Source organism: Shewanella pneumatophori (assembly GCF_023283895.1).
GTDB lineage: Bacteria > Pseudomonadota > Gammaproteobacteria > Enterobacterales > Shewanellaceae > Shewanella > Shewanella pneumatophori.
On record NZ_JAKILB010000009.1, the window covers coordinates 90,330 to 111,211 of the forward strand.

Consider the following 20,882-nt stretch of genomic DNA (forward strand, 5'->3'; position numbering starts at 1 on the left):
ACTGTGTTTTTATTAAATAAGGCTCGCTTGTGTGGTGCCCCCGCTTAAGTATACTGACCACAATAATTACAACTCAGAAAAGATATAACAACCTGAGATACCCTTAAGGAAAACAAGAATGAAGCATTTTGAAGCTAATTTCGACGGACTCGTTGGGCCAACCCACAATTACGCCGGTTTATCATTTGGCAACGTCGCCTCATTAAATAACGCTGCAGCAACATCAAGCCCAAAAGATGCAGCCAAACAAGGATTGAAAAAAGCCAAAGCACTTGCAGACCTTGGATTAGTGCAAGGTATGCTGGCACCACAAGAACGCCCAGACCTACATTCGCTACGCCGCATGGGCTTTTCGGGCACTGATAGCGATATTCTTAATAAAGCCGCCAAAGAGGCTCCAGCTTTACTACGTGCTTGCTGTAGTGCATCAAGCATGTGGACAGCAAATGCTGCAACCGTATCACCGAGTGCGGATACCCGTGACGGTAAACTACATTTTACTCCGGCAAATCTAGTCGACAAGCTACACCGCAGCATAGAACCAACTACTACAGGTAATATTCTGCAGGCTACGTTTAACGATAGCCGCTTTTTCAAACATCACCAACATTTGCCTGAGCATGCAAGCTTTGGTGATGAAGGTGCAGCTAACCACACCCGCCTTTGTAGTGAGTATGGTCATGCTGGTGTTGAATTATTTGTATTCGGTCAAGAAGCCACAAACCCTACAGCACCTAAACCGCAAAAATTCCCAGCAAGACAAACACTGGAAGCATCACAAGCAGTTGCTCGTTTACATCAACTAGACGACGATGGCACTGTTTATATTCAGCAAAACCCTGATGTAATTGATCAAGGTGTATTCCATAATGACGTTATTGCAGTCGGCAACCAAAACGTCTTGTTCTATCACGAGCAAGCTTTTTTAAATACCCAAGCCAAGCTAAACGAAATAAAGCGTAAATTTGGTGAGTCTGCATTGCATTTTATTGAAGTGCCAACCACTAAAGTCGCTATTCAAGATGCGGTTAAAAGTTACCTTTTTAATACACAGGTAGTCACGCTTCCATCGGGGGAGATGGCGATTATTGCGCCGACAAACTGTCAAGAAAATCCGGCAGTTTTTGCCTACCTTAACGAGCTGGTCACTCTTGATACACCAATTAAGCAAGTGCTTTACTTTGACGTAAAGCAAAGCATGCAAAATGGTGGTGGACCCGCCTGTTTACGTTTACGTGTTGCCATGAACCAAGATGAAGTGGCAGCAGTGAATCAACACACGTTAATGAATGATGGTTTATTTACTCGATTAAACCAGTGGGTTGATAAACATTACCGCGACCGTTTACATGTAGAGGATTTAGCAGATCCACAGTTATTAATTGAATCGCGCACAGCATTAGATGAACTCACCCAAATAATGCAGTTAGGCAGTGTTTATCAGTTCCAAAAGTAATGGTTAGAATAGAAAAATAGAATGAGCCATTGTGTAATATAAAAAGCCCCGCGATTGCGGGGCTTTTGCTTTTCATTAATTAATAGATATAGGAAGAGAAAGCACTTGAGTTTTTACACCACCAGGTGTTTCGACAGTAACAAGGAATGTACCTGAGTTTGGTTCATCTTCACCTTTAAGCGTTACGCTAAACTCGCGACCACCGTTGTAGTTAGTACTAGGCCACACATACTCAGATCCACTTACTACAGAACCTGCACTTGCAGTAAAGCTGACTTTTGAACCTGCAGGCATTTGCTGATTATGAAGATCTGAAATAGTAAAATAAACGGTTCCTGTAGCCTTACCGATAATATCAATACTTTGGTCATAAGAACCACCTGACCCACTATAACTATCGACAATCAACACACGAGAACGATCAGTTGCTAACGCTGTACTTCCAGACATAACAATGACTAAGCTACCTCGAACATATAACGATTTAGAATCTGTGACACCATCAGCACATGCATCATGAACAGGATCTGCGCATAGAACACCATTATATTTACCGTCTTTAAGATCAAAAACACCGTTAGAATTAAAATCAACTAATTCTTCTAGCTCACCACCTAACTGCCCATTTGCCTGTTGTGGATTAAAACGGCCATCTTCATTGTAATCATTAAACACATCATCTAAATCAAATGGCATACCACTTACATCAGTTTGAGTGTTAAATGCTGTCACTTCGTTCGCATCAAATCGACCATTACCGTTTAAATCAGGAAAAGACTCTTCACCGATAGCAGTTGCTGTAATCGTTGCTCGTCCACCATACTTTTGACCGTAATGGTTACCATAAATACCCAATGCAGAGTCAAAAGATAACTCAGCACTAGGATCGTCAACCATTAAACCTGCACCATTGATTAATTGGTAGCCCTCAGGTCTCGCTTGCTGACTTGTCCAAACAACACTACACGCACCTTTATTTGTTTGACACGCGTCTTCAATTGCACCACCTTCGGTTGTAAATGATATCGTTGTACCGTCTGGAACAGGGTTGTTAAATGCATCGGCTAAACGCGCAGTAACTGTAACTTCAGTGCCATCAACATCCCAGCCTTCAGCATTTAAAACTGTAGCTGACAATGAGAAGCTGTCTTGATCAGGAATACCTGTTGAAATAACTAACTCACTAGACTGACTTGAAATTACAGGGCTAGAGCCATCAACAGTCGCGGTTACACGCACAGATGTAGCCACCGTACCCGTTCTAACTACTGTTTGAGCAACACCTTGATTATTTGTTGTTGCGGTAGCTGGATCCAAACTAATTCCACCGACTTCTGTATTTAAAGCAAAAGATACCGACTGATTGCTTACAGGATTACTATTTGTGTCTAGAACTTTAAACTGAACCACTGAAGACTCAACCCCACCAGTGCCAAGAATACTGATATTTTGAGGTGTTGCAGACAAAAATACGATACTACCAACATCTGCTGGCAATACATTAATTGTTGCAGTTGCAGCTAAGTTCAAACCACCAGCATTAGCCGTAACATTAATGGCGTCATCCCCTTTACAACCTTTAGCTAAATAGGTTGTTGTCGCAACGCCATTAACCGATGGCACCGGAGAACTAATCTCAGCTTCTGGAATTTCCTTGGTCGAGCAAGTTGAAGAAAAGTTGACATCTACGGGCTGAGTAAAAGGATTGCCACTATCATCTTGAATTGCAACCGAGATAGTTGCAGTTCCTCCTGCAGTTAACTCATCTACACTTACGCTAGCAACCCCCTCATTGAATGGCGTGCCACTTCCCATTAGAACGTTTGTAGCACCTATAACTACAACAACTTTTCCCTCTTCACCACTTGATAAAGACGCAGTAACCTCTCCAGCTCCTAAAGAACTACCCGCATATATATCAACCGTTGCCTTACCATTGGCATCAGTCACTGCTGATTTAATAGGAAGATCTCCGATCGTTGTATCGAATGTTACAATCGAAGGCTTATTGATACCGCTAACAGTTGCAGTGATCTTACCTGGAATAGTCGTTGTGATTGCATCAATAGGCTCACCATCCGTATCTGTTAATACAACTACAATAGACGCGCCATCATTGACTTCACCACCATCTCCTTCCATTACAAACACTAGCGGCTCTACCGTAATATCACTGTATCCAGCAACTTCTACAGTTAATGAGCCTGCTCCGGGAATATTTGAAGTCGCCAGCAAAACCTTAGCCGTACCATTGCCGTCAGTCTTATCAGTGCCTATTCCCGGGATAAAAGTACCTATGGCACTATTATCAAGCTTGAAAGTCACCAGCTTTCCAGCTAAAGCACCGTGAAGTGAGCTTGTTACCACTGCAGTAACTTCTGCTGGTGCTTCGGCTTTAATTGACTCAGTATTAGAAATAGAAAGAACGACACTAATGATTTCTGTCGGTTCTGGCGTCCCGCCATCATCTGGATCGTTAGAGATACTTCCTCCGCCGCCACAACCAACGAGTAAAAATGACCAAATAAAAGCAATAAAAATGCTATATGCTGACTTCATTGTCAGGCTCCCTGTTACTCAAGAACTAATCCGTGGCAACTATCAAGCTACCTTTTAGGTAACACTATACAATCTCCAAATCACTTTTCCACAACAAATCACTTTTATTTTCAACAATTACCTATAACTTTAACCTCACGGGCATTTCCTATGAGGCACTTTCTTGCTAGGCTTTAATGCGCAAATTGAAAAGCATAAAAATTAAACAGGAAGCACTATGTCTGCTACGAAAACAAAAAAACTCGGCCTCACGAGTAAGATTATTATCGGCATGCTTGCCGGTATTATCCTTGGACTGCTGTTACGCAATCTGTTTCCCGAAAGTGATTTTATAAAAGAGTACATAACCGAAGGTGTGCTCAACGTTATTGGTACCATCTTTATCTCAAGCTTAAAAATGCTCGTTGTTCCACTTGTGTTTGTTTCATTAGTCTGTGGAACATGCTCCTTAAGTGAGCCATCAAAGGTTGGTCGTTTAGGTGGTAAAACCATTGCGTTTTATCTATTCACTACCGCTATTGCACTTTCAATGGCGATTCTTATCGCGATTGCAGTTCACCCTGGAAATGCCAGCTTAGTGACTGAGGGGATGCACTTTGACGCCAAGCAAGCACCTAGCCTTTCAGACGTATTAATCAATTTAGTACCAACTAACCCGCTACATGCAATGAGCGAAGGTAATATGCTGCAAATCATCATTTTCGCGGTGATTTTTGGTTTTGCTATTTCTCATATTGGCGAGCGTGGTGCACGTGTTGCAGCGCTGTTTAACGACCTAAACGAAGTGATTATGCGTGTTGTAACGTTAATCATGCAGCTTGCGCCTTACGGTGTCTTTGCTTTGATGGCGAAACTTGCGCTAACTCTGGGCATGGAAACCTTTGGCAGCGTAGTAAAATACTTCTTCGTCGTGCTAGGCGTATTGCTTATTCATGCCTTTGTGGTTTACCCAACCTTACTTAAGCTGTTCTCGGGACTTAACCCATTCACCTTTATCCGTAAGATCCGCGATGTTCAATTGTTTGCTTTTAGCACCGCGAGCTCGAATGCAACGCTACCAGTAACCATTGAGACTGCTGAACACCGCATGGGCGTAGATAATAAAATTGCATCATTCACCCTACCGCTTGGCGCCACTATTAACATGGACGGCACCGCAATTATGCAAGGTGTTGCAACGGTATTTATTGCGCAAGTATTTGGTATTGAGCTAACAATTACTGATTATGCGATGGTGGTAATAACCGCTACGCTAGCATCGATTGGTACAGCAGGTGTTCCTGGTGTTGGTCTTATCATGCTTGCAATGGTGCTTAATCAGGTCGGTCTGCCAGTTGAAGGTATCGCGCTAATTATCGGTGTTGATAGATTACTAGATATGGTGCGTACTGCTGTTAACGTAACCGGTGATACTGTCGCTACTGTTGTTATTGCTAAATCTGAAGGTGAGTTTGATGAAGCATTATTTAACGACACCCAAGCGGGTAAAGTTGCCCCAGGATTCAATGCTCAGGTTCACGCTGAAGAAACTAAGGTAAATCGCTAATATCTGTTGAAGCGATTAACTAGAAAGGGCGCTATAAGCGCCCTTTTAATTTTACTGGCCCATCCAAAATCAAATTGCGACATTGAAAACGACACATTGCAGCTAAGTGTAAAATGTTAGCCATCAAGATTAATTTTAAAGCGGCTATCAAGCTTCTGAAAACTACTTTAGCGTCTTAATCACTTTAGCTGGCACACCGCCAACCATAGTATCTGCTGCAACATCTTTATTGACTACCGCACCTGCGGCAATCACTGAGCGAGCACCAATAGTCACACCTTGATTAATCACCACGTTGCCACCAATCCACACATCATCTTCAATAGTGATCGGCAAGCAATAGGTTTCCCAGCGACGTCGGCTCATATAGTCAACCTCATGTGATGCGGTATAAAATTGGCAGTTAGGGCCAATCATCACGTGATCACCAATGGTAATTGCTGCGCCGTCAAGCATCACTGCGCCCATATTGATAAAACTACCATTGCCTATGGTTATTTGTTTACCAAACTCGCAATTAAATGGCTCACGCACAATCGAACCTTCACCGATATTAAGTAACTGCTTCATCAAGCACTGAGTTTCGCTAAAGCCTAAGCTATTATTAATTTGCTTTTGTAATAAATAGGCGTTGTCTCGTACTGCTGAAATCTCAGGATCTGCACCAGCAAACACTTCACCATTGAGCATTTTTTCGTATTCGGTCATAGCATCATTTTTCTTATGGTATTTAGGGTCGATCTAAAAAAGGCATAACCTGCTCTCCAAGTTATGCCTTTATGTTGTTTATAGCGCCTATAGCCGCGATTAGCGTTATCTTTCCCAGTATGACTCTTCTAAGCTATCTTCACGCTCAGGTAAGCCACGAGACAGTCTTGGGCTGTGCTGCGCAAGTACTTCATAAGCGACGCGGTTAGCATACTTACAAATTTGCGAGAATGATGAGTAACACAAACCATCACGCTTATGTTTGCTAGAGCCCGGCACATTAGTTTTATGGAAAGTGTTCGAAGCCAAGTCATGCAATAGTGCCGCTAACGCACCATCGCCTGCTCCGTTGGTATTACGGATAATTTCAGGACCGCCCATATAAGGAGAAATATGCGCATAAACTTTAAGTGGCGACTCGCAGTCTGCTTTTAGTTTAGGACGCGAGAACTCATAGCGGTTAAATTCCGGAATAGAGCCTGGTAATAACGTATGGCTAGTCTCACGCTTTTCTGAATCTTCAGTGTAACCCGCTGTATAAAGCCCTAAAGGACCAGCTGTAGTTAACACCATATCACACCACTCAAGTGCCGCTTCGCTCGCAAGCAATGGGTCGCTAAAGCCAGTGAGAGCTTCACCTTCGTCTTCATTCATTGCAAGAATAGTGACATGCTCTTTAATGAACTCTTGCCACCACTTTGGGTCTTCTTCGATTAAAAAGCGCGTACCTAGGGTTAATACTACCGGCACTTCAGCTTCTTTAGCGTAGTTAATCGCTGTCATTGCCGCGTCAGTGATTTGATCGCCACCGCTAGCACGCATCAAGTAAGCCGTTAAAATCAGAGCTGAACCGCCCTGAACAACTGCTTTATCGATATATGTCGGTGTTAATTGATCCATTGAGCCTTTGCTGATCGCAAACGTACGCTCACCGCACTCAGAAATTAGCGTAAAACAACGACCAATAGGACCCGCTACCGGTTGCAGGTAGTTCAAATCCACTTTAGATGAAGTGTTACATAGGTAACGGTAAGCATAACTGCCCACTTCAATATTTTGACTCATCACGCCAAATAATACTGAGCGGTCATCAGCTAAGATAGAATAATTGTGTACTGTGTTACCAATCGTGCCACCAGCAAATTCATCGCTGATCAGCTCATTAGTTTTTAGCTCAGTATAAAGTGCATGGGCCTTGTCATCGTCAATCAAGGTTGAGTTACCTTTCGGCAGCTCGTATCGAGTCAATAACTCATCTTCCACTTTCGCTTCAATATCCACTAAAGTCTGATCGATACCAGAAATATAAGTAGAAATTGGTAAAGGCTGTTGGATCAACTGCGCTAGCAATGGATCGCGATTTTTAACAGGAAAATAATGTTTAGACTTACGCTGACCTGGAAACTTCATATAGAGCTCTCTTTCATTCGGCATCCATGCAAAATATAAATTAAAACGGGTAAGTTATCTCAACCTGTTTATACAAATTCGCATAAACAAGCACAACACTTTGCAACAGCAGACCATAATAGAAATTCACGCTCCCCGATTTGTTTATCTTTGTCACAAGTTAAACAAAATAGTGAGTTAAATGGTCTAGCTACGCAAAAAGGTGGGGGATTTTACCACACGCCACCTCTTTCGCTAGCTGAAATCACTATAGAAGTCAGAAAAATTAATTCCAGCCTTTTGTTTGCTGCTCAACAATTCTAGCCAATAACTCGATATGGGGCTCAGAATCATTTAAACAGTCAATAAATTCGTACCGTTCCCCACCAGCCGATAAGAAGTCTTCTTTACCTTCTTGCGAGATCTCTTCAAGGGTTTCTAAACAATCACAAGAGAACGCTGGGCACATAATATCAACCGACTTCACACCTTCTTTTGGCAGAGACTCAAGTAGCCCATCTGTTGCAGGACCAATCCACTCTTCTTTACCAAATTGCGACTGGAAACAAATGCGCCATTGCTCCTTAGTTAAACCAAGCTCTTCTGCTAACAACTCGGCTGTTGCTTGGCACTGAGCTTGATAAGGATCGCCCTCAGTAATGTAACGTAGCGGCACACCATGAAACGACATTAATAAAACCTGTGCTTGGCCTTTAGCTTGCCAATGGTTTTTTACCGACTCGGCTAATGCCTTAATATAATCCGCATGGTCGAAGTATTGCTTGTTGAAACGCAGTTCTGGGATGTTGCGCTCTGCCTTTAAAAGCTCAGCTATGGCGTCGTAAACCGGAGCAACTGTAGAGCAAGAATATTGCGCATACAGTGGCAGTACAAAAATCTTTTCAGCGCCTTGCGCCTTTAAGCTATCCAGCCCCGATTGCAAAGACGGGTTGCCATAACTCATACCGAGTTCAACAGGAATGCTTTGCCCTAAGGTTTGCTGTAATTGAACTTTGAGTTTGTCGCGCTGCTTTTGACTAATCACCATCAGCGGTGAACCTTCATCCCACCAAATAGATTGGTACAGCTTGGCCACTTTTGCTGGGCGAGTATTTAGAATGATGCCGTTTAAGATCGGTTTCCAAATCCATGGTGAAAGATCAACAACACGAGGGTCACTTAAAAACTGTTTGAGGAATTTTTTTACATCAGGAGCGGTCGGTGAATCAGGCGTACCTAAGTTAACTAATAACACACCGAATGGAGGGGCTAAGTCACTCACATGAATTCTCTTTTTAGCAAGATATTCAGCTCAGGCTATCACCGCAAAACGCATAAAAAAAGCCCATTTTCATGGGCTTTTTAAAATATGAGAACTAGCTCATAAACACATATTCACTCGAGTATTTTTTATACTCAGAGACTATGGAATTGATGCTAGGTATTAGCCAAGAACAGTCACGATTTCTTCGCTAACTGTTGCAACAGACTTAGTACCGTCAAACTTGTTGTAAGTTACGTCGCCTTTAGCTGCAACTGCGCCGTAGTATTCTACTAGTGGCTTAGTTTGCTCATGGTAAATATCAAGACGCTTACGTACAGTTGTTTCTTCATCATCTGGACGGATAGCTAGGTCTTCACCTGTTACGTCATCTTTACCTTCAACCTTTGGTTGGTTGAATACGATGTGGTAAACACGGCCAGAACCTGGGTGAACACGACGACCGCTCATACGCTTAACGATTTCTTCATCTGGTACGTCGATTTCAATCACGTGATCAAGTGCGATACCACTTGAAGCCATTGCATCAGCTTGTGGAATCGTGCGTGGGAAACCGTCTAATAGGAAACCTTTAGCGCAATCATCTTGAGCAACACGCTCTTTAACTAGACCGATGATTAGCTCATCAGATACCAACTGACCAGCGTCCATCACTTTCTTAGCTTCTAGGCCAAGTGGCGTACCCGCTTTAACGGCTGCACGTAGCATGTCGCCTGTTGAAATTTGAGGAATACCGTACTTTTCCATGATGAATTGGGCTTGAGTACCTTTACCGGCACCTGGGGCACCTAATAGCATAATGCGCATCTGAATCTTCCTCTTAATTTCGCACTGTGATACCCACATCGTCTAGAAGCGAGCAAAAAGCCGCCAGCGTGATGGGTATTATATGTTTAGGGCGGCGATCTTCGCATAAATGGCCGCCATTTTGAAGTCATTTGTCCTTCGACTTTAGCATCACAAGCAACAAATATCTTTGATGCTAATCAGTAAAGTAAGGTGTAGAGCTTACGTCGGTATTGATTAGCTAGTGTGTTGCCTTGGCCGAGCGCCGTTAAGATCTCTAAGAATGACTGCTTCACCTTGCCATCTTGTGCAGAGATATCTTTTTGCAATGGCGCAAAAAGTAACTCAAGCGCTTCATCATTGCGTCCAGCTTGATGCAATGCTTTGGCAAGTTCAATCACTAACTCCAAGTTAGATGGATCGTTTTCAACATCTTGCTGCAGCTTTCTAATTTCCGGCGTGTCAGCAGCATCAAGCGCCAAAGCAAGCTTGGCTTTTAAGCTTTGATAGTAACTATCCTGATCGGCAAGACCAACAGAATCTAATAATGCCTGTGCGTCTTCAAGCACACCTAGCGATAAATACACATCGGCTAAGGCTAAGGCGATTTCAGCAAGCTGTTTTTCGTTATAAGCATCTTTTAACAGTGGCAATGCGGCAATAGCATTGTTTTCAGCTAAAAAGACTCGCGCTTGATTAAGTTTTAATTGCCACTGGGCAGGTAAATGCTTATCCAGCATCTCGGTAATTTGCGCAGCGTCTTGCACGCCCGCAAAACCGTCTACCGGTTTGCCTTCGTGTAAAACCAAGGTTGTCGGTAAACTTTGGATCTGAAAATAATTAGCGATTTCCATTTCCGTTTCACAGTTAACCTTAGCTAATACAAAACGGCCATTTTGTTGCTGGGCGATGCTTTCAAGCGTTTGCATCAGGCTTACACTTTCTGGGCTTTGACTTGCCCAAAACGCCATTACAACCACCTTCTCCATCGAAGCGTCAACCACTTGTTGGATGTTTTCTTTAGTCAGCTCTAGAATCGATTGCATAACTTTTCCTTCGCTATTAGCGAGTGACCATAAAAAAGAGGCAGTATAACTGCCTCTTTAATCATAGCTGTTGATTACTTAACGCTAGCTAATAGCATTTGGTTCATTAGCTTAATAAATGCAGATGGGTCAGCAAGGCTACCTTTTTCAGACAATAGTGCCTGTTGTAGTAATAGCTCTGACCATTGAGCAAATAATTGCTCATCTTGTTCGTCATTCAAACGCGCTACTAACGGATGCTCTGGATTTAGCTCAAATGTCGGCTTAGGCTCAGGTACGTCTTGACCCGCTGCTTGCATAAGCTTGATCATCTGCGTTGACATTTCGCCTTCACCAGCAACCACACATGCAGGCGTATCAGTTAGACGCGTTGTCACCTTAACTTCAGAAACCTTATCACCTAAGCTATCTTTAACACGCTTAACTAGGCCTTCTGATTCAGTTTGTAGCTTCTCTTGCGCTTCTTTTTCGCCAGCATCTTCTAGCTCGCCAAGTTCAAGATCGCCACGGGTCACTGAGTGTAGTTTCTTGCCATCAAATTCTGTTAAATGGTTAATTAACCATTCGTCGATACGCTCAGACATCAATAACACTTCAATGTCTTTTTTACGTAACACTTCAAGATGTGGGCTGTTAGCTGCCGCTTCATGGCTATCGGCAACAATGTAGTAGATCTTAGACTGACCTTCTTTCATGCGCTCAATGTAATCTGCTAGCGATACGTTAGCTTTTGCTTCACCGGTATGAGTCGATGCAAAACGCAGTAGACCAGCTACACGCTCTTTGTTAGCAAAATCTTCTGCAGGGCCTTCTTTTAGCACTTGGCCAAACTCAGTCCAGAAAGATTGGTACTTTTCAGCATCGTTCTTAGCAAGCTTTTCAAGCATGCCTAACACACGCTTAGTCACAGCAGTGCGCAGCGCCGTAGTAACCTTGTTATCTTGCAAAATTTCACGAGATACGTTTAGCGGTAAGTCGTTTGAGTCAATCAAACCTTGCACAAAGCGCAGGTAGCTTGGCATAAACTGCTCAGCGTCATCCATTACGAATACGCGCTGCACAAACAGTTTTAGTCCATGCTTACGGTCACGATTCCACAAATCCCAAGGTGCTTTGGCTGGGATATACAATAAGCTGGTGTACTCTTGCTTACCTTCTACGCGGTTGTGGCTCCACAAAAGTGGGTCTGCGAAGTCATGAGAAATATGCTTGTAAAACTCTTGATACTCTTCATCAGACACTTCACTCTTGTTACGTGTCCAAAGTGCTGTCGCCTTGTTCATTGGCTTCCAGCTACCTTCTGTTGCTGGTACAGCTTCTGAATCTTCAGTTGCTTCAACTGCTGGCGTGCCCGCTTCAAACATCTCTACTGGTACCGAGATATGGTCAGAGTATTTAGTAATGATTGAGCGCAGACGGTAGTCATCAGCAAACTCTTTTTCATCATCACGTAAGTGCAGAGTAATTTCAGTACCACGAGTTTGCTTAGAGATAGTTTCAACGGTGAAGTCACCTTCACCAGCTGATTCCCACAGCACAGCTTCATCAGCGTTATGGCCTGCAGCACGAGTGCGAACGGTAACGCGATCGGCAACGATAAAGGCTGAGTAAAAACCAACACCAAACTGGCCAATTAACTGTGAATCTTTCGACTCATCGCCAGATAGGTTTTTAAAGAAATCTGCAGTACCAGATTTAGCAATCGTACCAAGGTGTTCAATTACACCGTCGCGAGTCATACCGATACCGTTATCTTCAATCGTAACAGTACCTTTGTCTTTATCAGCGCTAATGCGAACACGTAGCTCACCATCGCCTTCATAAAGATCGTTATTAGTTAGGGCTTCATAGCGTAACTTATCCGCGGCATCGGCAGCGTTCGATACTAACTCACGTAAAAAGATCTCTTTGTTTGAGTACAAAGAATGGATCATCAAATGTAATAGTTGTTTGACTTCAGTTTGAAAGCCATGCGTCTCTTGTTGTGACATGAAATGTTCCCTTTAAAAATCAGTTTAAATAAAGCTTACAAATAAGATGGGGCTATAAAATCGCTTTTCAAGGGAAACAGTGTGCATTGATTTCAATTGCACAAAAAAAATCCAGTTTGTGATAATCACAAACTGGATTTAAATATCTTTTATCGTCCAAACAACTGCTTATCGCTGTAGCGATTATTAAGCAAGCTGTATTAAACAACCTGTATTAAACAACTTGAGCTAGTCGCTTACTTTAAATTGGCAAACGCCCATTAAAAGACAGCGCCAGCGTAGTGCTATCAACATATTCAAGCTCGCCGCCAACTGGCACACCGTGGGCAATACGGCTAACCGTCAAATTATGGCGCTTGGCCATATCGGCAATGTAATGTGCGGTAGCATCACCTTCAACAGTAGGATTAGTTGCTAAAATAAGTTCGCTTACATCACCAGACGCCAAATGTTGCTCGAGCAGTGCTAAACCTAGCTCGTCAGGTCCTACACCATCTAGTGGAGACAGATGCCCAAGTAATACAAAATAACGCCCAGTGAAATGTCCGCCCGCTTCAATCGCCAATACATCAGCTGGCGTTTCAACCACACAAATCACTTCAGAGTGACCGCGCTTGGTGCTAACACAAATCGGGCAATAGGTTTCTTCGGTAAACGTACGGCAAGACTGACAATGCCCCACATCAGACATCGCCTTACCTAATGATTCGGCCAATTTAGCGCCCGCTTTACGGTCACGCTCTAACAGCTGAAATGCCATTCTTTGAGCCGATTTTGGGCCTACGCCCGGTAAACAACGAAGTGACTGGATCAACTCATCAACGAGAGGACTAAATTTCATTTAACATTCCGCTTATGCAGGCATAGATATGCCTTAAAAAATAGCCGATGCCCTGCGCAAAAAGCGAGTAACTCACTAGTAGATACAAGTCATCATAAAATTAGCGTCAGATACTAACATAGAATTCTTCAAATTTATGTTTATCGATAACCGCAAGAAACTTAACTGTCGTCAAATAAGATTATTCAAGCTCTATCGCCTTTATATCAAAAGCGACAGCCGAAGACTCGCCTTGTATAACAGCTTGCATGCCGGGGCGAATAACTTTCCAATAGGCTTTATTTTCTAGACAAACTGCGCCAAAGAAATGTTCAATATTAACACCTCCCTTGCAGCTTTTTCCCCAGTAATCTTGGCGCTTATCGGAAAAGGCGACACTCATTGCTATTGGTTTTGCCGTGAGTAGGTGCAGCAACTTGCTGCCACCAGCAACGACTGCACAGCTCAAAATGATATTACCAACTAAGATGGCAATCACTTGTTTACTGACGCTTTGCCCTATCTGCGCTGCGCGCTGCCTAGCTTCATCTGAAAATGCCTTAAATAACAATATTGGCAAACTAATTACGTAAGTAATGCCTGAGGCGAAAAAGGCGCTTTGAAAAAAGTCATTTCGCCAAATCAAGTCAGACATAAACACAAAAGACACAAGACCAAAGCAAGCAGCGCAAATATAAACGATACTCGCGTATTTAATCACTTGGCTAAAAGATGTTTGCTTTGGAAAATAGTACTCGATAAATGTATTTTCGCTCTGAGACAATAGTCGTTGCAAATGCCCTACTAGCTCATCAAAACTTACAAATCCAAATTCTTTTTGCCGTTTTATTCTGCCTTTATCATTGGTGTAATACAGGGCTAATAAGCCCTCCTCTTCGCTCAAGAGATCATAGGTAAATGTTATCTCTCGCTGCCGCACCTTAGCCCGAACAACTATCATTGGCATAGTCAATGCGCTACTTGAGGCCTGTATAACCTCAGCAGCACCAATACCAACTTCTGACTCTTCCTCTTCAAACACAACTGTTTGCATCACTAGGTTAAGTTGTTGCTTTAAATGGGATGAACAGGTTACCGCGCCAAAATCTTGAGTTTGACCACTTGCTAATTCTAACGATATAGAACTTATCTTCATGGTTAAAATACCTGCTCTAGTAATTCGTTAGTCTGGTTAGTGTCGTCATTCCACTCATGCTGAGTTTTAGTGTTTCTATAGGTTTGGTCAGCATTCGCTTTTTCTGCAGCAGTTAGCCGTTGAGCAACTTGGTTAACCATACTGCGAGACTGAGAAAAACCATTACCTCGAGCATACAAGGCCCAAAGATAAGCTTCACGATAGTGACCTAAGTTAAAATAATAAACCGACAAATTATGTTGCGCGGCTGGGAAAGACTCCGCTGCGGATTTTTCTAGCCAAAATAACGATTTTAGCGGGCTTTGTGGTACGTAATGGCCAAAGTGATATAGTAGGCTTAAATAGTATTGTGCAAACGCATTATCGCTATTTTGGCTAAACCAGCGATACGCTTGTTGGTAATTGTTTTGTGCATTTAAATCGTAAAAGTACAACGTGGCCAGCGACAACTGACTGCCGACATCTCCTTGATTTGCAGCAACCGTGAAATAGGCCCTCGCATCGGCATAATGCTTACTCTTAAAAAGAATAAAACCAATCTCGCGTGCTTCTTCGGCAGGCATGCTTTTACTGTATTTACCGATTCCACTAAGCTTAATTGGCGGCTCACCAAACACAGTATTAAAGAGAACAATGCCGCCAAATACCACCAAAAATACTCCAAGACCTTTGAATTTATCTTTTAGACTACTTTTCCAACTATCTTTCACACACCCTCTCACATCATGAGTCGATTCTAATTCGCAATTTTTCTAAGCAAGCCACTGAAAAAGCGAGTCTTAAGAGATCTGGCAAGGAGGGAGAGTCTGCCACATCGCTACTTGCCCCTGCAAGGATATCGATGCTAAGAAATGGAATGTTTGCCAAAAACGCTCTGAGTAGATCAACGTCTTATACTGATTGGTATTACAAAGTAGGTTTATATAGCGGAAACAAAAAAGCTCAAGTAAATACTTGAGCTTTTAGCGTGTTCAATTGCTTGTAAGCCTCTTTACGACCGCTCCAATTTAACGGAGTGAATACACCATTAAAATAGCAATTAAAACTTAAAACGGCATCTTCATGCCAGGAGGTAGTTGCATACCACCAGTGACTTCAGCCATTTTCTCTTTTTGGTTTTCTTCAACACGGCGAGCAGCATCGTTACAAGCTGCAGCGATAAGATCTTCTAGCATCTCTTTATCGTCTTCAAGCAAGCTTGAGTCGATTTCAACTTTACGAACGCTGTGAGAACCAGTCATAGTGACTTTAACTAGGCCAGCACCAGCTTCGCCAGTAACTTCCATACGTGCGATTTCTTCTTGCACTTTAGCCATTTTGTCTTGCATCATCTGGGCTTGCTTCATCAAGTTGCCCATACCGCCTTTTCCAAACATACTCTAATTCTCTTCTATTATGTATTACAACAAATAAAGTGGGCTAATCTTACTAAAAAATGAATGATTAGCAATGAAAGCTGAAATTCAATTATATAATTATGACTCAGTTAACCGCTTAAAGTTCGCAATATCGATTAACTCAATGCGATTTCCTTTTTGAACCAATAATTCTGGTGCGTAAGTCAGCGAGTCAGCCGTTAACTCCGCTCCCATATTCTGTGTAAGCCAGCGGATATTGTCATCGGTCATTAAGTCGTGGTGGACTTGAGTTAAAATCTCTTTGTGAAAACGTCGCCTCACCTCTAGCGGCGTTTCTCTATCGTGGTCAGCACCAACTGTTACCTGCACGCAGCACTCTTCACCTAACACCGCTGACATCGCTTCTTCTAGCTGCTTAATGGCAACATCTGCTGCCAAATGTTTTTGATCCGGTTTAAGCAGTAAAGATAAGGGTTGCTCAAAATGATGACATACTGAGTTAACCGCTAATTGCCTTACACGACCACCAACTTCAAGTTCAGACATAAAGCGGTACCATTTAAGATCCACTTCATTACCCGTTAAATCACCACTTGGTAATGCTGGTAAGTTTAGCTCAGGTTCCTGAGCTGCAGTTGAATCAGTGATTGAACTTGCTGGTAAATTAGTCGCTGCTTGCTGAAAATCACTTTCCGTAGCAGTGTTATTGATTACATTCTGCTCATGCTGAGCTTCAGCATTATCATTTGCCGCAAGTTCACTGTTATCACTGTCAATGTTATCGCTAAAACGTGCGCAAGGATTATCCTCATGTGGCTCTTCCCATGGAGGTCTATCAATAACTTCTGGAGCTGAAGCCATATCAGAACTCATATTAGAGCTCATACTAGTGCTCCTACTAGAGCTATAACCAGCTCCCAGTGTATCAGTAACATCAACAGCTTGTTCTGTACTTTGCTCTTGCTCTACAGTTGCAGCTACTGGGGATTCCTTTCTCGCTGGAGGCGTGAAGGGTTTACGAACCTCTAATGACTTTTTTGAATCTCCTTCCTTAGGAGCATCCTCAGTCAGTTCCTCTAAAAGCGTGGCTCTAGCGGCAAGCACTGCATCTAGAATATCGTCCCCGGCATCTAGCGCATTACTGGCTGTTCCCAGAGACGTTGCCGATTGCGATGTATTGTTGACTTGCTCTTGGCTAACATTTTGGGCATCAGCATCAGTATTGTTGCCGTTAGCGTTAAAACCTTGATTAGTGCTATATGAAACTTGTGTTTGCTCAGCTTGATAACTCACATCCTGCTGACTAAAACCATAATCGTCTTGGTAATCGTTATTATCGCCATAAGCTCCCGCATAATCAGCGTAAGAGGCTAAATCATCATCTTCAGACGCATAACTTTGCTCTGTATTGGCGCTATTGTTGGCAACTAGGGTTTCAGCTGTAGATTCAGCCTCAGATGTAGCATCTGTAACAACTGAAGCTTCATCCTGAGTGGCTATTTTAGCTTCATTAGCATCGCTGTTTGTAGGTGCTTGTTGAGCTGATACAGGAGTGTCAGATTGTAGTTCAGATGATTGAGGTTCTTGCTCAAAACCTTGGCTTTGAGCCTGACTCATAATGACGGCCATTTCGCTATTTAAGCTATCTAATGGTTCGTTTTCATCTTGCTCTTCTGCAGCCCTTTCGTCTTGAACCGCAGTATTGGTGGCTTCAACTGAGTGTTCTTGCTCTGAACCTTCAGCTACATGTTGCTGGCTCGTCGTTACATCTGCCATGTCTTGTGTAGATTGCGGCTTAGACTGAACAAGAGCAGCAAGTGGCTCTGGCTCAGTCTTTTCTTCGCTAGCTACAGAATCAGCCGTTTTTTTTTGAGTATCTAGTGCACTACCAGTTTGCTGCGGGCTATTAGGCGCATTTGTATTAGCAGCTGTGGTATTGGCCGTCGTGGCACTAGCAGCTGTCGCATTAGTAGCAGTGCTACTCGCTACCTGCACGCTATTAACATCAGGAATTTGCAGTTCAGATTGACTATCAACAGCCCAACGTGTAACCGGCTTTTCAGGCACAAAAGTTACCGCTCTTAGCAATGCCATCTCAAGTCCAGATTTAGGATCTGGAGCATGGGGTAGATCCTTACGGCCTGTAAGTAATAGCTGGTAATAAAGCTGAACTTGCTCTGCGGCAAGCTGCTGTGCAAATGCTTGGATTTGCTCACTATAAAGTGACACCTGTGCGGCGGCAGGTGCAAACTGAGTTAAAGTAATTTGGTGTAAAAGCTCAAGTAAACTACGTAAAACCTCTTCTGGTTCAGCGCCAAATGAAAGCACCTTTGCAGTAACTTGCATCAAATTCATGATGTCAGCATTAGTAAGCGCTTCAAGCAATGCGATAACATGCTTTTCATCGATACTACCGAGCATTGTTTGCACTTGTTCAAGCTTAACTTGGCCTGCACCAAAAGCGATGGCTTGATCGGTTAAACTTAACGCATCACGCATACTGCCGTTGGCAGCCTTTGCTAATAAGGTTAATGCACTAGCATCAAAGCTAAGCTGCTCTTGGCCTAATACATGTCCAAGCTGCCCTGCTATTTCATCTTGCGATAAACTTTTTAAATTAAATTGTAAGCAACGCGACAGTACTGTTACTGGTAAACGCTGTGGATCGGTTGTTGCCAACAGGAATTTAACGTGCTCAGGAGGCTCTTCCAATGTCTTTAATAAGGCATTAAAACTGCTGCGCGATAACATGTGTACTTCATCGATAAGGTACACTTTAAAGCGGCCACGGCTCGGTCTATATTGCACATTATCTAGTAATTCACGCGTATCATCGACTTTTGTTCTTGATGCAGCATCAACTTCAATTAAGTCGACAAAACGACCTTCTGCAATTTCGACGCACGCAGAACATAGACCGCACGGGGTTGCTGTAACACCTTGTTCGCAGTTTAGGCCTTTAGCAAAAAGACGCGCAAGACTGGTTTTACCCACACCGCGAGTACCAGAAAACAGATAAGCATGGTGTAATCTTTGCTGAGTAAGCGCATTGGTTAAGGCATGTAAAACATGCGACTGGCCAACCATTTGCTCGAATGTGGCAGGGCGCCATTTTCTGGCCAACACCTGATATGACATGGAACTCCCCAACGTGTCATTAATACGGTTTCGGGAGCACGCTCCTCGACATCTTTGAACAATAGCATGCAACGCTTTTACATGCTATCTCAAGCGCCTGAGGAGCGATTTGGCGGTGATAAATTCGCCTTTTAAGATAAAGAATAATCAGTTTTATGATTACGCTGGATCTTACAAGGTGGTCACCTAGGCAAAGATTTACTCGCCTTCGAACTCACATAGGCTTAATAGATTCAGATCCATTGCCTTTAGACGCTCTTCACCACCAAGATCTGGCAATGAAATAACAAATGCTGCGTCGTTAACTGCACCGCCTAACTTACGGATTAGCTTAACAGTTGCTTCGATTGTGCCGCCAGTTGCTAGCAAGTCATCGATAACTAGAACTTTATCGTCAGCAGTAATAGCATCTACATGGATCTCTAGAACGTCATGACCATATTCAAGCTCATAACTCTCTGAAATCGTTTCTCTTGGTAACTTGCCAGGCTTACGTACAGGTACAAAACCAATACCTAATTCAAGTGCAAGTGGTGCACCGAACAGAAAGCCGCGAGCTTCAGTACCGACAACTTTAGTAAAACCTTGGTCTTTGTATTGTTCAGCTAAAAGGCCAATGGTGAGTTTATAGGCTTGTGGATCTTCTAATAAACTAGTCACATCTCTAAACAGAATCCCTTCTTTTGGGTAGTTAGGGATGGTTTTAATGCTGTTCTTTATTAGTGCCAAGCTGTCAGTATTCATTACCATAATTCTATACTTAATCTAATGTAGTTTGCTGACACAAGACTCAATAGCTGAGCTTGCAATGTCATCGAAGTTTAAAAAACGGCGTAAAGCTTAAGCCCCTTTATACTCAGTTGCAACTAACTAACTGCAGAAGTGTAGGCTCTGTCTAGACGATTTTGCCTTTTGATTGTTCTTTATAGCAAAGGCAAGCGCTATAAAACTAAAATAGCATTTAAATTTCAATGTAATGAGTCAGTACAGCAATGACTTAATCTTCAAGCTCTGGAATACTACGAAGATAGAAAAATAATCCAGCGCAAAGACATACTAATAACAATTTTACCCAAATGAGTGGCACTATCACGATACTGACAGAAAAACTGAGACCACTTACGATATAGGCTTTTTTCTTGAGGCTTTTACGAATTGCGCCTTTTGCTTGCCAGTCTCGAAGAGCGTCTGCAAACCAAGGATGACGCATTAGCCATTGATAAAGTCGCTCACTCGAACGAGCAAAACAATAAGCGGCGAGCAAAATAAAAGGTACCGTAGGCAACAATGGTAACACTATGCCCAAAATCCCTAATCCGAGGCTACAAAGACCAATAATTAGAAAAAAGCCACGTTTTAATACCATTAATCTACCCTAATAAACGAAAAAGCCACTCAATATGAGCGGCCAGTATACATTAGCTAGACTTAAAGGCGGATTAAATTAGTCCCATAACCTTTAACCAAGACAAACTAGCAGGTAATGTAGGAATCAACATTACAAGAATAAAACCAATAAAATAAACAATGTTGAATGGGTCTTTAAACGGCTGACTCATAGATACCTCTAATTATTATTGTTAACTGCATTTATTGATCTAGATCAATTTTTGCGGTCATTATAGAGATCCGTCACCCTAATAGTAA

Annotated in this window: 16 protein-coding genes; 2 read left to right on the forward strand and 14 right to left on the reverse strand. The window is 42.7% G+C overall.

Features of this window, described 5'->3' with window-relative positions; genetic code table 11:
• Positions 1-118 precede the first annotated feature (118 nt).
• Positions 119-1,456, forward strand: a complete 1,338-nt coding sequence (astB, locus tag L2740_RS14820) for an N-succinylarginine dihydrolase (protein WP_248950910.1) — start codon at positions 119-121, stop codon at positions 1,454-1,456.
• A 75-nt stretch (positions 1,457-1,531) separates the two neighbouring features.
• On the opposite strand, the gene L2740_RS14825 is transcribed toward astB, so the two are convergent.
• The gene (locus tag L2740_RS14825) at positions 1,532-4,015 is read right to left on the reverse strand and encodes an Ig-like domain-containing protein (protein WP_248950911.1); all 2,484 of its coding nucleotides are present in this window, start codon (positions 4,013-4,015) and stop codon (positions 1,532-1,534) included.
• A gap of 217 nt (positions 4,016-4,232) precedes the next feature.
• On the opposite strand from L2740_RS14825, the gene L2740_RS14830 reads away from it, so the two are divergent.
• Positions 4,233-5,561 (forward strand): dicarboxylate/amino acid:cation symporter, encoded by a 1,329-nt coding sequence (locus L2740_RS14830; RefSeq protein ID WP_248950912.1) that lies wholly within the window; start codon positions 4,233-4,235, stop codon positions 5,559-5,561.
• Between the two features lie 162 nt (positions 5,562-5,723).
• On the opposite strand, the gene L2740_RS14835 is transcribed toward L2740_RS14830, so the two are convergent.
• The 13 genes from L2740_RS14835 to L2740_RS14895 all read right to left on the reverse strand — a co-directional run bounded on the left by L2740_RS14835 (position 5,724) and on the right by L2740_RS14895 (position 20,601).
• On the reverse strand, positions 5,724-6,269 hold the full coding sequence (locus tag L2740_RS14835) for a sugar O-acetyltransferase (RefSeq protein ID WP_248950913.1): 546 nt from the start codon (positions 6,267-6,269) through the stop codon (positions 5,724-5,726).
• Positions 6,270-6,374: 105 nt separating this feature from the next.
• The gene (locus L2740_RS14840) at positions 6,375-7,679 is read right to left on the reverse strand and encodes an inosine/guanosine kinase (RefSeq protein ID WP_248950914.1); all 1,305 of its coding nucleotides are present in this window, start codon (positions 7,677-7,679) and stop codon (positions 6,375-6,377) included.
• A gap of 265 nt (positions 7,680-7,944) precedes the next feature.
• Positions 7,945-8,940: a ferrochelatase gene (hemH, locus tag L2740_RS14845; protein WP_248950915.1), complete on the reverse strand. Its 996-nt coding sequence runs from the start codon at positions 8,938-8,940 to the stop codon at positions 7,945-7,947.
• A gap of 162 nt (positions 8,941-9,102) precedes the next feature.
• Positions 9,103-9,747, reverse strand: a complete 645-nt coding sequence (gene adk, locus L2740_RS14850) for an adenylate kinase (RefSeq protein ID WP_248950916.1) — start codon at positions 9,745-9,747, stop codon at positions 9,103-9,105.
• A gap of 179 nt (positions 9,748-9,926) precedes the next feature.
• Positions 9,927-10,772: a tetratricopeptide repeat protein gene (locus tag L2740_RS14855; protein WP_248950917.1), complete on the reverse strand. Its 846-nt coding sequence runs from the start codon at positions 10,770-10,772 to the stop codon at positions 9,927-9,929.
• A gap of 74 nt (positions 10,773-10,846) precedes the next feature.
• On the reverse strand, positions 10,847-12,763 hold the full coding sequence (htpG, locus tag L2740_RS14860) for a molecular chaperone HtpG (RefSeq protein ID WP_248950918.1): 1,917 nt from the start codon (positions 12,761-12,763) through the stop codon (positions 10,847-10,849).
• 241 nt (positions 12,764-13,004) lie between these two features.
• Positions 13,005-13,604 (reverse strand): recombination mediator RecR, encoded by a 600-nt coding sequence (recR, locus tag L2740_RS14865; RefSeq protein ID WP_248950919.1) that lies wholly within the window; start codon positions 13,602-13,604, stop codon positions 13,005-13,007.
• 181 nt (positions 13,605-13,785) lie between these two features.
• Positions 13,786-14,739, reverse strand: coding sequence for a hypothetical protein (locus L2740_RS14870; protein ID WP_248950920.1), 954 nt, complete (start codon positions 14,737-14,739; stop codon positions 13,786-13,788).
• 2 nt (positions 14,740-14,741) lie between these two features.
• Positions 14,742-15,449 carry a tetratricopeptide repeat protein gene (locus L2740_RS14875; protein ID WP_248950921.1) on the reverse strand — a complete coding sequence of 236 codons (708 nt, stop codon included), beginning with the start codon at positions 15,447-15,449 and terminating at the stop codon, positions 14,742-14,744.
• 336 nt (positions 15,450-15,785) lie between these two features.
• On the reverse strand, positions 15,786-16,115 hold the full coding sequence (locus tag L2740_RS14880) for a YbaB/EbfC family nucleoid-associated protein (protein WP_248471252.1): 330 nt from the start codon (positions 16,113-16,115) through the stop codon (positions 15,786-15,788).
• A 99-nt stretch (positions 16,116-16,214) separates the two neighbouring features.
• Positions 16,215-19,235 (reverse strand): DNA polymerase III subunit gamma/tau, encoded by a 3,021-nt coding sequence (gene dnaX, locus L2740_RS14885; protein ID WP_248950922.1) that lies wholly within the window; start codon positions 19,233-19,235, stop codon positions 16,215-16,217.
• Between the two features lie 198 nt (positions 19,236-19,433).
• Positions 19,434-19,985 (reverse strand): adenine phosphoribosyltransferase, encoded by a 552-nt coding sequence (gene apt, locus L2740_RS14890; RefSeq protein ID WP_248471250.1) that lies wholly within the window; start codon positions 19,983-19,985, stop codon positions 19,434-19,436.
• A gap of 247 nt (positions 19,986-20,232) precedes the next feature.
• Complete coding sequence (locus L2740_RS14895) at positions 20,233-20,601, reverse strand: YbaN family protein (protein ID WP_248950923.1); 369 nt, start codon at positions 20,599-20,601, stop codon at positions 20,233-20,235.
• Positions 20,602-20,882 lie beyond the last annotated feature (281 nt).

Excerpts from the sequence above, each read along its gene's own strand:
- apt (WP_248471250.1), bottom strand. The coding sequence starts at position 19,985 with ATGGTAATGAATACTGACAGCTTGGCACTAATAAAGAACAGCATTAAA.
- L2740_RS14895 (WP_248950923.1), bottom strand. The coding sequence starts at position 20,601 with ATGGTATTAAAACGTGGCTTTTTTCTAATTATTGGTCTTTGTAGCCTC.
- L2740_RS14840 (WP_248950914.1), bottom strand. The coding sequence starts at position 7,679 with ATGAAGTTTCCAGGTCAGCGTAAGTCTAAACATTATTTTCCTGTTAAA.
- L2740_RS14835 (WP_248950913.1), bottom strand. The coding sequence starts at position 6,269 with ATGACCGAATACGAAAAAATGCTCAATGGTGAAGTGTTTGCTGGTGCA.
- L2740_RS14830 (WP_248950912.1), top strand. The coding sequence starts at position 4,233 with ATGTCTGCTACGAAAACAAAAAAACTCGGCCTCACGAGTAAGATTATT.
- L2740_RS14870 (WP_248950920.1), bottom strand. The coding sequence starts at position 14,739 with ATGAAGATAAGTTCTATATCGTTAGAATTAGCAAGTGGTCAAACTCAA.
- htpG (WP_248950918.1), bottom strand. The coding sequence starts at position 12,763 with ATGTCACAACAAGAGACGCATGGCTTTCAAACTGAAGTCAAACAACTA.
- dnaX (WP_248950922.1), bottom strand. The coding sequence starts at position 19,235 with ATGTCATATCAGGTGTTGGCCAGAAAATGGCGCCCTGCCACATTCGAG.
- L2740_RS14855 (WP_248950917.1), bottom strand. The coding sequence starts at position 10,772 with ATGCAATCGATTCTAGAGCTGACTAAAGAAAACATCCAACAAGTGGTT.
- adk (WP_248950916.1), bottom strand. The coding sequence starts at position 9,747 with ATGCGCATTATGCTATTAGGTGCCCCAGGTGCCGGTAAAGGTACTCAA.
- L2740_RS14825 (WP_248950911.1), bottom strand. The coding sequence starts at position 4,015 with ATGAAGTCAGCATATAGCATTTTTATTGCTTTTATTTGGTCATTTTTA.
- recR (WP_248950919.1), bottom strand. The coding sequence starts at position 13,604 with ATGAAATTTAGTCCTCTCGTTGATGAGTTGATCCAGTCACTTCGTTGT.
- L2740_RS14880 (WP_248471252.1), bottom strand. The coding sequence starts at position 16,115 with ATGTTTGGAAAAGGCGGTATGGGCAACTTGATGAAGCAAGCCCAGATG.
- astB (WP_248950910.1), top strand. The coding sequence starts at position 119 with ATGAAGCATTTTGAAGCTAATTTCGACGGACTCGTTGGGCCAACCCAC.